14 protein-coding genes are annotated in these 12,937 nt (G+C 59.4%); 3 read left to right on the top strand and 11 right to left on the bottom strand.

The window, feature by feature from the left end; translation table 11 throughout:
• Position 1 precedes the first annotated feature (1 nt).
• Positions 2-940, top strand: coding sequence for a 3,5-dioxohexanoate:acetyl-CoA acetone transferase (gene kce, locus PAF20_RS14365; protein WP_271071289.1), 939 nt, complete (start codon positions 2-4; stop codon positions 938-940).
• A 9-nt stretch (positions 941-949) separates the two neighbouring features.
• Positions 950-1,963: an SMP-30/gluconolactonase/LRE family protein gene (locus tag PAF20_RS14360; RefSeq protein ID WP_271071288.1), complete on the top strand. Its 1,014-nt coding sequence runs from the start codon at positions 950-952 to the stop codon at positions 1,961-1,963.
• Between the two features lie 19 nt (positions 1,964-1,982).
• Here PAF20_RS14360 and PAF20_RS14355 read toward each other — a convergent pair whose 3' ends face one another.
• From PAF20_RS14355 to PAF20_RS14305, 11 genes are all read right to left on the bottom strand, one after another.
• On the bottom strand, positions 1,983-3,254 hold the full coding sequence (locus tag PAF20_RS14355) for an L-fuconate dehydratase (RefSeq protein ID WP_271071287.1): 1,272 nt from the start codon (positions 3,252-3,254) through the stop codon (positions 1,983-1,985).
• Positions 3,251-4,096 carry a fumarylacetoacetate hydrolase family protein gene (locus PAF20_RS14350; protein ID WP_271071286.1) on the bottom strand — a complete coding sequence of 282 codons (846 nt, stop codon included), beginning with the start codon at positions 4,094-4,096 and terminating at the stop codon, positions 3,251-3,253. Before PAF20_RS14350 ends, PAF20_RS14355 begins: the two co-directional genes overlap by 4 nt.
• Before the next feature lie 11 nt (positions 4,097-4,107).
• Complete coding sequence (locus tag PAF20_RS14345; protein WP_271071285.1) at positions 4,108-4,839, bottom strand: SDR family oxidoreductase; 732 nt, start codon at positions 4,837-4,839, stop codon at positions 4,108-4,110.
• A complete protein-coding gene (locus tag PAF20_RS14340) occupies positions 4,836-5,285 on the bottom strand; it encodes a MaoC/PaaZ C-terminal domain-containing protein (RefSeq protein ID WP_271071284.1) in 450 nt (149 codons plus the stop codon). The genes PAF20_RS14345 and PAF20_RS14340 overlap by 4 nt, the downstream gene beginning before the upstream one ends.
• Entirely contained in the window at positions 5,285-6,331 is a 1,047-nt protein-coding gene (locus PAF20_RS14335; protein WP_271071283.1) for a Gfo/Idh/MocA family protein, read from the bottom strand. The genes PAF20_RS14340 and PAF20_RS14335 overlap by 1 nt, the downstream gene beginning before the upstream one ends.
• Positions 6,324-6,653: an L-rhamnose mutarotase gene (locus PAF20_RS14330; protein WP_271071282.1), complete on the bottom strand. Its 330-nt coding sequence runs from the start codon at positions 6,651-6,653 to the stop codon at positions 6,324-6,326. The genes PAF20_RS14335 and PAF20_RS14330 overlap by 8 nt, the downstream gene beginning before the upstream one ends.
• A complete protein-coding gene (locus PAF20_RS14325; protein ID WP_271071281.1) occupies positions 6,650-7,771 on the bottom strand; it encodes a mandelate racemase/muconate lactonizing enzyme family protein in 1,122 nt (373 codons plus the stop codon). The genes PAF20_RS14330 and PAF20_RS14325 overlap by 4 nt, the downstream gene beginning before the upstream one ends.
• Positions 7,771-8,865, bottom strand: a complete 1,095-nt coding sequence (locus tag PAF20_RS14320; protein WP_271071280.1) for an ABC transporter ATP-binding protein — start codon at positions 8,863-8,865, stop codon at positions 7,771-7,773. The genes PAF20_RS14325 and PAF20_RS14320 overlap by 1 nt, the downstream gene beginning before the upstream one ends.
• 4 nt (positions 8,866-8,869) lie before the next feature.
• Positions 8,870-9,736, bottom strand: a complete 867-nt coding sequence (locus PAF20_RS14315; protein WP_271071279.1) for a carbohydrate ABC transporter permease — start codon at positions 9,734-9,736, stop codon at positions 8,870-8,872.
• A 2-nt stretch (positions 9,737-9,738) separates the two neighbouring features.
• The gene (locus PAF20_RS14310) at positions 9,739-10,596 is read right to left on the bottom strand and encodes a carbohydrate ABC transporter permease (RefSeq protein ID WP_271071278.1); all 858 of its coding nucleotides are present in this window, start codon (positions 10,594-10,596) and stop codon (positions 9,739-9,741) included.
• Positions 10,597-10,695: 99 nt separating this feature from the next.
• A complete protein-coding gene (locus PAF20_RS14305; RefSeq protein ID WP_271071277.1) occupies positions 10,696-12,009 on the bottom strand; it encodes an ABC transporter substrate-binding protein in 1,314 nt (437 codons plus the stop codon).
• Positions 12,010-12,159: 150 nt separating this feature from the next.
• Between PAF20_RS14305 and PAF20_RS14300 the strand changes: the two genes are divergently transcribed.
• Entirely contained in the window at positions 12,160-12,933 is a 774-nt protein-coding gene (locus PAF20_RS14300) for an IclR family transcriptional regulator (RefSeq protein WP_271071276.1), read from the top strand.
• Positions 12,934-12,937: the final 4 nt, after the last annotated feature.

The raw sequence follows: 12,937 nt of genomic DNA, 5'->3' as shown, positions 1-12,937 counted from the left end.
CATGAGCGCCAAGCAAGGTAAGGTCATTATCACATGCGCGGTTACGGGCGGTATTCACACCCCCTCCATGTCGCCGGCACTGCCCTATAAGCCCGACGACATCGCCAAACAGGCCATTGAAGCGGCAGAGGCAGGCGCTGCCATCCTTCATCTGCACGCGCGTGATCCCGATGATGGCAGGCCGACGCCGGACCCGGATGTGTTCATGCAGTTCCTGCCGCGGATCAAACAGTCCACTGACGCCGTGGTAAACATCACCACCGGCGGCAGCCTGTCCATGACGGTCGAGGAACGTCTGGCCGCACCGCTGAAGACGGCGCCAGAGATGTGTTCCCTGAACATGGGGTCAATGAATTTCGCCATTCACGGTCTGGCCGCGAAGGAGCGTGAATGGAAATTTGACTGGGAAAAACCCTATCTGGAAAGCACGGACGATTTTATCTTCCGCAACACCTTCCGCGATATCGAACGCATTCTTCAGATGCTCGGGGAAGAACATGGCACCCGGTTCGAACATGAATGCTACGACGTCGGCCACCTTTATAACCTCGCCCATTTCGTTGATCGCGGGCTGGTTAAGGGACCGTTCTTCGTTCAGATGATTTTCGGTATTCTTGGCGGGATCGGGCCATCTGTCGAAAACCTCGTCTTTATGAAAGAAACGGCGGACAAGCTGTTCGGCGACCAGTATCGGTGGTCCGTTCTTGCGGCTGGTAAATGGCAGATGCCGCTTGCCACGCAGGCCGCGATGATGGGCGGCAATGTCCGCGTCGGGTTGGAAGACAGCCTGTATATCGGTCGGGGCAAGCTGGCCGCGAACAATGCCGAACAGGTCCGCAAGATCCGCGCCATCGTCGAAGAGATGGGGCTTGAGATCGCGTCACCGACCGAGGCGCGAGAGATGCTGGCGCTCAAGGGCGGCGACATGGTGGGCTTCTAGGGGCGCATCATGGCCAATCCCATTGACGGGTTCCAGATCGACCCAGACGGCCTGCGCTATGTCGGAGAGGGGCTGCAACGGCCGGAATGTATTCTGGCCGAAGCAGATGGCAGCTTGTGGAGCGCGGACGCACGCGGCGGGGTGGTCCACATCCGCCCCGACGGCACGCAGCGCCTTGTCGTTCAGGATCAAAGTGACAGCTTCGGTCAGAACAGCGACGAAGCAAGGCGCTTTACAGAGGGGACCTTGCCCAACGGTCTGGCCTTCGACCGCGATGGTTCCATACTGATTTCCAATTTCGGAACCGACCGGTTGGAGCGTATGCAGCGCGATGGTCGCTCAGAGGTGGTGATTGACCAGATAGACGGCCAGCCGATTGGAAAGGTCAACTTCGTGTTGGCGGACAGCAAGGGACGTATATGGCTGACGATCTCTACCATGATCCGCAATTGGATGAAGGCGATCAGCCCGAATATAGCGGATGGTTATGTCGCGGTTATGGATGAGAACGGGATACGCATCGTCGCCGACGGGTTTCGGTTCACCAATGAAATCCGCTTCGATGCCACGGAAGAGTGGCTTTATGTCGTTGAAACAACGGGGCGGCGCATCAGCCGGTTAAGGATAGATGACGCTGGACAGGCGACGCATCGCGAAGTGTTCGGCCCGGAAGATACGGGCGGGTTCATAGATGGGATTGCGTTCGATGCTTACGGCAATCTTTGGGGCACGCATGTCATGTCCGACCGGATTTTTGCAATCACGCCGGACGGCGATTTCCGTGTTCTGCTGGAAGATTTCAACCCGCAAGCCGCGCAGGAAATGTATGACGCCTTTGCCGAGGATCGGCTGACCGCCGACCAAATGCTGGCCTGCGGGGGGCAGATTGCGCCATGGTTTGCGTCTCTGACCTTTTGCGGGCCGGATCTGCGCGATGTGGCCATCGGATCGCTGCGCGGAACGCGCATACCGATCTTCCGCGCCCCGGTGGCAGGGTTGCCTTTGGCGCATTGGACCGGGTGATACCGCGCCTGATCTGCGATCAGCCAGTGTGGCTGAAGGCACGCAGCGTCGCTTCCTTGATCCGGATCGAAAAGCCGGGCTGATCTGGTGCCATATATGCGCCGTTCCTGACCTCGCACGGGTCGCTGAAATGCTCGTGCAGATGATCCACAAACTCGATCACGCGGCCCTCCTTCGTAGCGGCGACGGCGACATAGTCGATCATTGACAGGTGCTGGACATATTCGCACAGCCCGACGCCACCGGCATGGGGCCAGACCGGCAGGCCATATTTCGCGGCCATCAGTTGAACTGCCAGAACCTCGTTCAAGCCGCCCAGACGGCAGGCGTCGATCTGTACGATATCGATCGCGCCGCCTGCGATGAACTGTTTGAAGAGGATGCGATTCTGGCACATCTCTCCCGTCGCAACCTTGATCGGCGCGACCTCCCGCCGGATCGAGCGATGGCCTAGCACGTCGTCAGGTGATGTCGGCTCTTCAATGAAATAGGGTTTCGCGAATTCCAGCTTTTTGACCCATTTGATGGCCTGATCGACTTCCCACACCTGGTTGGCGTCAATCATCATGGTGGTGTCCCAGCCGAGTTCTTCGCGGGCGATGGTCAGGCGGCGAATGTCGTCGTTAACGTCCCCACCGACCTTCATTTTCACATGACTGAAGCCCGCTTCCTTGGCCTCGCGGCACAGGCGTCGGAGTTTCTCGTCCGAGTAGCCGAGCCAACCGGCCGAGGTCGTATAGCAGGGGTAACCATTGGCCTGCAGGTCTGCGATGCGACCTGCTTTGCCGTCAGCGGCGCGTTCCAGAATATCCTGCGCCTCCGCTGGTGTTATCGCATCGGTAATATAACGGAAATCGACAATTTTCAGGATCTCCGCAGGGGTCATATCGCCGACCAAGCGCCAGACCGGCTTGCCCTCTGCCCGCGCCCATAAGTCCCAGACCGCATTTACGACCGCCCCGGTTGCCAGATGGATGACGCCCTTGTCCGGCCCCACCCAGCGAAGCTGGCTGTCACCCGTCACATGCCGCCAGAAACGACCGGGATCTTCGCGTATCCAGTCCAGATCCAGCCCGACGACGCGTGGCGCCAATGCCTCGATTGCCGCCACGCAGAGCTCGTTTCCGCGACCGATGGTGAAGGTCAGGCCGTAGCCTTCATGCCCGCCTTCAGCCTCCAGCACGACATAGGCCGCAGAATAGACCGGGTCGAGGTTCATCGCATCCGATCCGTCAAGCGCACCTTCGGATGGAAACCTCAGGTCATATGTCCGCAGCCCCGTGATTTTCATTTATCGGCAACCACGTCCTGGCGCTGCTGACCCAGCCCTTCGATGCCAAGTTCGACAACGTCGCCCGCCTTCAGGAAACGCGGCGGTTTCATCCCAAGGCCCACACCCGGCGGCGTGCCGGTCGAAATGACATCACCGGGATGCAGCGACATGAACTGCGACAGATAGCTGACAAGCTGAACGACACCGAAAACCATCGTGGACGAGGTGCCATCCTGCATCTTCTCGCCATTCACCGTCAGCCACATTCCCAGATTCTGGGGATCCGCTATTTCATCCTTGGTCACCAGCCACGGGCCGATCTGACCGAAATTGTCGCAGCTTTTGCCCTTGGTCCATTGGCCCGAACGCTCGATCTGGAAGGCGCGCTCTGACACGTCGTTGGTCACGGCATATCCGGCGACATAGTCGAGCGCATCTGCTTCGGACACGTATTTGGCGTGCTTGCCGATGATGATCGCAAGCTCTACCTCCCAATCGGTCTTTTCCGAACCGCGTGGGATGATGATCGGATCATTCGGCCCGCAAATGGCCGATGTCGCTTTCATGAAGATGATCGGCTCTTCCGGGACCTGAGCGCCTGTCTCGGCCGCGTGGTCGGAATAGTTCAGCCCGATGCAGATGAACTTGCCCGTTCCGCCGACGCATGGCCCCAGCCGCGGATTGCCTTCGACCAGCGGCAAAGAGGCCGGATCGACCTGCGCAAGCTCTGCAAGGCGGGCGGGGTCGATATCTTTGCCCGCAATATCACTGATATGGGCTGACAGGTCGCGGATATTGCCATCCGCATCAATCATGCCGGGCTTTTCGGCGCCAGCCGTCCCAAAACGTACAAGCTTCATAAGTGAACTCCTTAAATCGTCCAGCCGCCGTCGATGCAGACGGCCTGTCCAGTGGTATAGGTTGCGCCAGCAAGATACAGGGCCAGATCGGCGATTTCCTCGGCCTCGCCGATCCGTCCCATCGGCTGACGGGCAATGAAGTCCCGACGCGCCTTGTCGTAATCGCCGGTCGCTGACAGCCTTTCGTCCAGCGAGGGTGACTGGACCGTACCCGGACAGATCGCATTGCAGCGGATGCCCTGCGTCACGAAATCGGCCGCAATGGCTTTGGTCAGCCCCAGAACGGCTGCCTTTGTCGTGCTGTAGGCAAAGCGGTTGGGCACCCCTTTGATAGAGCTTGCGACAGAGCTCATATTGATGATGCAGCCCTCGCCGCGTTCCAGCATGGCGGGCAGCACGGCGCGGATCGTGCGTACCATTGAGCGGACATTCAGATCGAATGCGAAGTCCAGGTCGCTGTCGGGCATGTCCAGCACATTGCCGCCATGTACGACACCGGCGCAATTGAACAGCACGTCTACAGGTCCGATCTCCGCCACGAGCGCCTTGACGGCGGTATCATCCAGCACGTCCAGCCGGTGGGTGGTGATACCGGCGATATCATTCAGAGCTTTCAGCCCTGCCTCATTAATGTCGGTCGCATGGACCGTTGCACCGACACGGGCGAAAGCCTCTGCTGTGGCGCGTCCGATGCCCTGCGCGGCGGCGGTGATCAGGATTGTCTTGCCAGCCAGGTCGGTCATGCCGCCTCCTTCTTCTGGATGATGTAGATATGTTCGCAGGCCAGCACGACTTCATCATGCTGGTTCAGGACCTCGACCTTTTCGAACAACCGGCCGGAATCCCTGCGCTTCGGATCGTCCTCTTTCCGCGCGGCGGTCACACGGGTGCGGATTGTATCTCCTATGAAAACCGGGCGAATGAAGCGTAGCCTGTCGTATCCATAGGAGAACGCGACAGGGTTGATGACTGTCGCAGTCAGCCCGATCCCGATGGCAAAGACCATTGTGCCATGCGCGATGCGCCCGCCGAATTCGCTGTCAGCCATGAAAACCGCGTCCATGTGATGCGGAAAGAAGTCGCCGGTATGGCCGGCATGGACCACGAAATCGGTCTCGGTGATCGTACGGCCGAAGGTCATGCGGCTTTCGCCGATCTCGATCTCGTCAAAATAGCGGATGATTTCCATCAGGGCGGGCTTTCGATTGATGTCGCTGGCTGGGCGGAGGACGTATAGGCCGCTTCTACAAGCGCCATTGTTCTCCACGCATCCTCGACCGATGACACAAGCGCTTCCTCGCCAGCGATGGCGCGTTGCAGGTTGTGCATTCGTCCGGTGAAGGCATCGGGGAACCACGTTCCCTTCAGAACCACATTCTGCCAATCATTGCCCTTCGGCTTGATTTGAAGGATATCCGGCTCACCCTTCGGGTAGTCGAGATTGACGCCAAGCTTCAGATAGGCCGCACCTTCCGTGCCCGCTATGCGCATGTCGCAGGCCTGATGCGGGCGGCCATAGTTCCAGTCGTGATTGACAGATAATGTGCAGCGGATCCGATCCCCATAGTCGAGAATGGCAGAGGTTCTTGTCTGCGCGACCTCGTGGGCCGGGTGACCGATGCTTTTGGCGTGTATGCCTTCGGGGTCACCCAGCAACATACGGATACTGTCAAGATAGTGGATCGAATGCATGGTCATCTCGATCCGTGGAAGGCCGTCCAGAAAGGCCCAAAGGCTCCACGGTGTGGCCATGACGCCGTGCATTTCGATTTCGACGATCTCGCCCAGCCAACCCCTTTCGATGGCATCGCGCAGGGCGAGCATCATGGGTGCGAAGCGAAGCTGAAAATTCACCGCCGCCAACAGGCTGCGTTTCCGACAAATCTTCAGGATTTCAGTCGCGCCGGACAGATCCATGCCCATCGGCTTCTGGATCAGCACCGGCGCGCCTTCTGGCAGAACCGACAGCAACTCGGCATGTGCCGCAGGCGGTGTCGCAAGATCAAACACCGCGCCTTCGACGGATGCCGCGTCTTCTATGGATGTGAAGGCATGGTGGCCCAGTTCCGCGGCTTTTTCACTGTCCGGGTCATAGATCCCCGCGATCTCATACCCGCCCTTTTCGTAGGCAGGCAGATGAGCGTCACGCACGATAGAGCCCGCGCCGAAAATCACGATCGGCCTTCGGACGGAAGGCTCGGGCCATTGCTGGCGCAGGGCAGAGCTATCATTCATGGAAGAACACCTCTTCCATCGGCGCCCACCATTCGCCCTCCTTCGCGCTGTCGAGCGGGCGTTGGCAGGGCTCGCAAACGGCCCACCAGTCCTGTGTCACGGGATCGGCGGCCATCTTTGCCTGATCGGCCGCCCAATCATCACCGTGATATTCGAAATGCGAGAAGAGCAAATTCTCCGGCTCGCGCAGATAGATCACATAGTTGCGGATGTTGCAGTCGGTTATGGTCTTCAGCACGCCGGGCCATGCATTGGCGTGGAGCTTCTTGTATTCCTCAATCTTCTCCGGCGCGAGGGCGATGACGGATCCCATGCGGATCATGCTGCGGCCTCCGTGATTGAGCGATTGAATTCCGCTATCGCGCGCGCGGCGATGGCATCCTGATCCCAGTCGATCCCAATTCCGGGGCTTTCGGGTGCGTAGGCTTGTCCACCCTCGATGCGCAGGCCAGAACGGGTGATCTCATCCAGCTGCGGGATATATTCGACATAGCGGCCATTCTGGACCGCGCAGACCAGGCTGACATGCAGCTCCATCAGGAAATGCGGGCAGACGGGGATGTCGAAGCCCTCCGCCATATGGGCGACCTTCAGCCAGGGGGTGATGCCGCCGATCCGGCCTGCATCGACCTGAATGATCCCGCAGGCGTCGCGGGCGGCGTATTCTGCGAAATGTCGGATTGAGTAGAGTGATTCACCCACGGCAATCGGGATGGCGGTAGATTGCGCAAGCGAGACGTGACCTGCGATATCATCGGCTGGCAGTGGCTCTTCTATCCATGCGAGGTTGAAAGGCGACAATGCCTCGGCGCGGCGGCGTGCGCTGTCGCGGGCAAAGCCCTGATTAGCGTCGGTCATGATCTCATAGCCGTCACCCACCGCCTCGCGCAGGGCGGCGATTCTGGCCACATCCTCGGCGATTACCGGGCGGCCTATCTTGACCTTAGATCCGGTGAAGCCTTGCGCCTTGGCGTTCAGAGCGTCATCGACGATGGCTTCGACAGGCAGATGCAGCCAGCCGCCTTCCGTCGTGTAGCACGGCGCCGATGGCCGCGCGCCCCCGGCCATACGCCACAGGGGCAGCCCGGCCTTGCGGCAGCGCAGATCCCAAAGCGCAGTATCGATGGCGGCCAGAGCAATCGAGGTAATCGCGCCAATTGTGGTGGCGTGGGTCAGAAATTCCAGCTCATGCCAGATCGCCTCTACCTCGGTCGCGTCACGGCCAATCAGATGCGGGCAAAGGTGATCGGCCAGCAATCGCATGACCGACGACCCGCCGGTGCCGATGGTATAGGAATAGCCCGTCCCGGTTGCGCCATCGCTGTCCGTGATGGTGACAAGCGGGGTTTCCTGACTGACAAAGCTTTGAATCGCATCGCGGCGTTCGACCTTGGGCGCAAGGTCGACCATTGCCAGTTCGATGCGCTCGATCCGGGCCATCAGGTCGCCCTCAGGCTTTGGCCGGTGCTGGCGTCAAACAGGTGCGCGCGAGACAGATCGAACTGAAAATCCAGTGCTGTTCCACTGCGGATCGGCCGTGGATTCAGCATCCGGCTTGTCCATTCGGCGCCCGCGAAGCGGATGAAAAGCAGGGTTTCGTTGCCAAGCGGCTCGGTCAGTATGACTTCCAGGGGGCGTGTCTCTACCTCTGTTCCGGTGTGCAGTCCGTGGCCCTCGGGGTAGATGTCGTCGGGACGCAGGCCAAATATCACCCTCTGACCTTCGGTGACGCGATCGGCATAGGTCGCAGGCACAGGCAGCTCCGCCCCTTCGGCAAATTGAAGACGTCCGCCGCGAACCTCTGCCTCGGCCATGTTCATTGGTGGCGATCCAATGAAACCTGCGACGAACTGCGTGGCGGGATAATTGAACACCTCGTCCGGGGTTCCTGCCTGTTCGATATTGCCGTCGCGCATGATGACGATGCGGTCGGCCAGCGTCATTGCCTCTACCTGATCGTGAGTAACGTACACGACCGTCGCGCCAAGGCGGGCGTGAAGCTTCTTGATTTCTGTCCGCATCTGGCCGCGCAGCTTCGCGTCGAGGTTGGACAGCGGTTCATCAAACAAAAAGACATCGGGGCTGCGCACAATGGCCCGGCCCATCGCCACGCGCTGACGCTGACCACCCGATAGCTGCGCCGGACGGCGGTCCAGAAGTGCCTCAATCTCCAACGCCCGAGCGGCCTCATCGACGGCGGTGTCGATTTCCGACTGGGGACGTTTTGCGATTTTCAGGGTGAAACCCATATTTTCACGCACGGTCATGTGCGGGTAGAGTGCATATGACTGGAACACCATAGAGATATTGCGCTGCCGCGGCGGCAGATCGTTGACCAGACGTTCGCCGATCAGAATATCGCCGCCGGATATTTCCTCCAGCCCGGCAATCATGCGTAAAGTTGTGGATTTGCCGCAGCCAGAGGGCCCGACAAGCGCGACGAACTCGCCATCCTCGACGGCAAGGTCGATCCCCTTCACAGCGTGGAAAGCGCCATATTTCTTGTCGAGCTTTGCAAGTGTCAGGTCGGCCATTTTCCTATCCCTTCACGGCACCGGCGGTCAGGCCAGAGACGAGATGTTTTTGAACCGCATAGGTGAGAGCCAGGGCCGGCACGATCATCACCACGGCAAGTGCGCACATGCCGCGCCAGTCGATGGTAAATTCGGCGGTATAGTCCAGCAGCCCGACCGGCAGCGTCTTGCTGTTTGTTGAGCGTGTCAGTTGCGAGGCGAGCGCGAATTCGTTCCAGGCTGTCAGAAAGGCGAAGATGCCCGCGCTTGCGATGCCCGGGCGCGCAAGCGGAAACTCGACCTGCCAGAAGGCCTGCCAGCGGGTGCAGCCGTCAATCTGGGCGGCCTCTGCCAGGTCCTTCGGCACCTGACGGAAGAAACCGTCGATCAGCCAGATGGTAAAGGGCACGTTCATCGCGACATAGGCAAGGATCAGGCCGAAATGCGTGTCGATGATGCCAAGTCGCGCATAGACGAAGAACAGCGGCAGTGACAGGGCGATGCCCGGAACAGTTCGTGTCAGCATCAGGCCAAGGAACCAGCCGGATTTTCCGCGGAAACGATAGCGGGCAAAGGCGTAGCCGCCAGACATGCCGATTGCGAGTGCAATCACCGTCGAGGTCACCGCGATAATGATCGAGTTTCGGAAGTAGTCGATGACCGGAATGCCGCCCGAACCGACGCCCGAGAACATGGCGACATAAGCCTCAAAGTTCAGCTCTCTGGGTATCCAGACGGGCGGTTTTGCCATGATCTCGACCGTCGGGCGCAGAGAGTTCAGGACGATCCACAGACCGGGCAGGCAGATGATCGCCATGGCGATGAACAACGCCAGATTCAGACCCCAGCGGGTCAGGCGTTTGCGGATGCGTGATGATCTGTTGGCGTCCATGCCTACCACTCCGCCGCGATCTGTTCGCGCGATTGGGCGAGTTTGCGGAAAAAGATCACCGTGAACAGGATCGACAAAAGGATGGCAATGTAAGCCATCGCATTGGCCATCCCCATCCGCGCATCCGAATAGCCGGTGCGGGCGATCAGCGTCCACAAGACCTCTGTCCGGCGGGCGGGGCCGCCATCCGTCATGATCTTGATGATGTCATAGGCGCGCGCGACATCCAGCGACCTGATCGTCATGGCAATGAAGGCAAAAGGCATCAGGAAGGGCCATGTGACATAGCGGAAAGTCTGCCACGGTGTGCAGCCATCCACCCGCGCTGCCTCCAACGGGTCGCGCGGCATGGCCATCAGACCGGCCAGGATGAAGATCGCGAAAACGGACGTCGACGACCAGATTTCCGCGACAAGGATCGAGAAGAAGGCCAGATTCTGATCAATCAGCCAGGGGATTGCCTGATCGGTCAGCCCGAGCGATTGCAGCGTATTGTTCACCAGTCCGATATTGTCGTTAAACATGAACTTGAACTGAAAGCCCACCAATACGGGCGAGAACATCATCGGGAACATCAGCAGCGTGCGAAGGATGCGCTGCCCCCGGCTGGCCCGCTCGATCAGCAGCGCCAGTCCAAGCCCAAGCAGCATCTCCAGATTCAGCGCCAGGGTCAGCAGCAGGACCGTTCGTCCGAATGCCGCCCAGAAGGTTCCGTCGCTCATCAAGCGTGAGTAGTTGCGAAGGCCGATGAAATCGTAAATCGAATCCGGGCGCGTCAGCCGGAACGGTGTCATGCTGGACCACAGCGACAGTAAGAGCGGCAAAACCACCACGGCTGCCAGCACAAGAAGCGCAGGCAACAGCAGAAGAATATGCGGAGGCATTCGCCAGGGTTTCATCGCGTTTCGGCCCAGCCGTGGAATGAAGGCAGGGGGCGCCGACCGCCCCCTGTTGTGATTTTAAAGTTCGCCCGCGTCCTCAAGCACGATGGTCGCTTCCTCGGCGGCGGTGTCGAGCGCGTCCTGCACCGATTTGTCGCCTAGGATTGCGGCCTGAAGTTCGGGGTAGACTGCGTTGGTGATCTCGATCCAGCTTGGCGTGCGCGGGACGGGATAGGCACCTTCGGATGCGGTCTGGAAGGCAGCAAGCGCTTCTGCCCGGTAAGGATCGTCCTGCGCTTCTGCGATGACGTGTTCCCACACCGAATTGCGGGTCGGCAGCGGCCCGGCAGAGCTTTCCAACTTCTGGCTGTCCTCATTCGTCAGGAACCAGACAAGTGATGCTGCCGCTTCCTTGTTGCCGCAATCTTCTGTGACGGAAAATCCGTGGAAACCGGACCAGCCGCTGCGTGCACCCGATGTGCCTTTGGGCGGCGGTGCGACGCCGACATTGCCCGCGACCTTGCTGGAGGCCGAGTCATTGAAAAAGCCCATCCAGCCGGGCCAGTCATGGTCGATGGCGACAGTGCCCGAAGCAAAACCCTGCCCGAGGTCATCCCAAAGATAGTTTGGAACACCATTCGGGACCGCACCGGCTTCGTACAGATCGACGAACCATTGTAGCGTTGTCGCGCCTGCTTCCGAATTGAAGGCGGGGCGTCCGTCCGCGTCCAGATATTCACCACCGTTGGACAGCAGCATTTCGTAGAAGCGACCAACAATTGCCTCTTCCTTGCCGGCATATTGCGTGCCGTAGAAATCTGGCGGGTTCGCGAAGAATTTTGCCTGATCCGAAAGCTGTTCCCATGTGTCCGGCGGGGCCAGATCATAGCCGTATTCTTCCTGGAACGCGGTTTTGTTCTCCTCGTCCTCATACAGCGATTTCTGGTAGTAGACGGCGGATACATCGAACTGGGCGCGGGGCAGCATCACCAGCTTGTCTTCCAGCGTCGCTGCGTCAAGCGTGGCCGGCACGAAGTCGGCCAGTGCGTCTTCCGGCAGCAGACCGCGCAGGTCGGCATAGATGCCGGGATATTGCGGCGCGAAGGACGAGTGGTTCGATCCCACACACCAGCCAAGCTGGCCGGTCGCGATGTCCGATTTGATTTCGCGGTCCAGTTCGAAATGGTTCTTTTTCGAGATCACCTCGACCGTTGCGCCGGTCGCGGCTTCCCATTCTGCGATGCGTGCGTAAAGCGCCTCATACTGTTGGCCGCCGATCAGCTTGGCCTGAACGGTCACGCCATCAAATGTTCCCGGCAACTCCTGCGCAATGGCGGTGCCCGCCACGATCGAGCCGCCGACAACCAATGCGGTGGTCGTCAAGAATTTCATATTATCCTCCCTGCGAGCACGTGAGTGACAGTTTTGTGCATCAGTAAGTGCTCTGTTCATATACAAATTCATAAGCTATGCTCTGTCAATAAATTTCTGTTTTTCCAGATTCTGACGTCGTATATGAATTTAGCTATTCATGGAGAAACGATGACCGAAGATGATCGCTACCGCGCGCCCGCCTTGGATAAGGGGTTGGATATGCTGGAATTGCTGGCGGAAATTGATGGCGGTCTGACGCAGGCGGAGATTGCGAAAAGCCTTGGGCGAACGCCGAACGAACTTTACCGGATGCTCGACCGGTTGCAAAAGCGCGGTTACGTCACGCGAATCGACGGCGATCGTTTTGCGCTGACCCTGAAGATGTTCGGTCTTGCGCAGCTTCACGCGCCGACCCGCCGCCTTGTCAGCTATGCGACACCGCTGATGCGCGAACTTGCAAACAACGCGCGACAGGCCGTTCATCTGGCCGTGTTCGATCGCGGGCAGGTTGTCGTCATCGCGCAGCAGGAAGCGCCGACCTATTGGGGTATCAGCATCCGGGTGGGTTCGCATATCAGCCTGTTCGACACCGGATCGGGGCATATCCTGATGGCGTTCAACACGCCCGAGCGCCGCCAGATGATGGTCACGGAGAACCAGCTTGACGGTAAGGGCGAGATACCGCCTGCCTTGCAGGATCGTTTCGGCCGGATCCGAGAGCAGGGCTATGAAAGTATGCCGTCGGCGCAGACTGCGGGTGTCTTCAACCTCTCTGCCCCGATCGTTGCCGGCGACGGAAATGCAATCGCCGCGCTGACCGTGCCATATATCCCATTGGTGAATATCAGCGGCGCGCCGGATATGTCAGATTGCACGCATTTGCTGGTCGATACCTGTCATCGCCTGTCCGAGATGGCGGGGGTCCGCGACGGAGAACGCTAAGTCT

It is taken from the genome of Paracoccus albus (assembly GCF_027913035.1).
Taxonomy (GTDB): Bacteria; Pseudomonadota; Alphaproteobacteria; order Rhodobacterales; family Rhodobacteraceae; genus Paracoccus; species Paracoccus albus.
Note: the sequence above shows the minus strand (reverse complement) of the source record. Positions and strands in the feature narration are given on the sequence as shown.

Bases quoted from the DNA above. Each gene is read 5' to 3' on its own strand.
- PAF20_RS14335 (WP_271071283.1), bottom strand. From the start codon at position 6,331: ATGAATGATAGCTCTGCCCTGCGCCAGCAATGGCCCGAGCCTTCCGTC.
- PAF20_RS14345 (WP_271071285.1), bottom strand. From the start codon at position 4,839: ATGACCGACCTGGCTGGCAAGACAATCCTGATCACCGCCGCCGCGCAG.
- PAF20_RS14320 (WP_271071280.1), bottom strand. From the start codon at position 8,865: ATGGCCGACCTGACACTTGCAAAGCTCGACAAGAAATATGGCGCTTTC.
- PAF20_RS14350 (WP_271071286.1), bottom strand. From the start codon at position 4,096: ATGAAGCTTGTACGTTTTGGGACGGCTGGCGCCGAAAAGCCCGGCATG.
- PAF20_RS14340 (WP_271071284.1), bottom strand. From the start codon at position 5,285: ATGGAAATCATCCGCTATTTTGACGAGATCGAGATCGGCGAAAGCCGC.
- PAF20_RS14355 (WP_271071287.1), bottom strand. From the start codon at position 3,254: ATGAAAATCACGGGGCTGCGGACATATGACCTGAGGTTTCCATCCGAA.
- PAF20_RS14330 (WP_271071282.1), bottom strand. From the start codon at position 6,653: ATGATCCGCATGGGATCCGTCATCGCCCTCGCGCCGGAGAAGATTGAG.
- PAF20_RS14315 (WP_271071279.1), bottom strand. From the start codon at position 9,736: ATGGACGCCAACAGATCATCACGCATCCGCAAACGCCTGACCCGCTGG.
- kce (WP_271071289.1), top strand. From the start codon at position 2: ATGAGCGCCAAGCAAGGTAAGGTCATTATCACATGCGCGGTTACGGGC.
- PAF20_RS14360 (WP_271071288.1), top strand. From the start codon at position 950: ATGGCCAATCCCATTGACGGGTTCCAGATCGACCCAGACGGCCTGCGC.
- PAF20_RS14305 (WP_271071277.1), bottom strand. From the start codon at position 12,009: ATGAAATTCTTGACGACCACCGCATTGGTTGTCGGCGGCTCGATCGTG.
- PAF20_RS14325 (WP_271071281.1), bottom strand. From the start codon at position 7,771: ATGGCCCGGATCGAGCGCATCGAACTGGCAATGGTCGACCTTGCGCCC.
- PAF20_RS14300 (WP_271071276.1), top strand. From the start codon at position 12,160: ATGACCGAAGATGATCGCTACCGCGCGCCCGCCTTGGATAAGGGGTTG.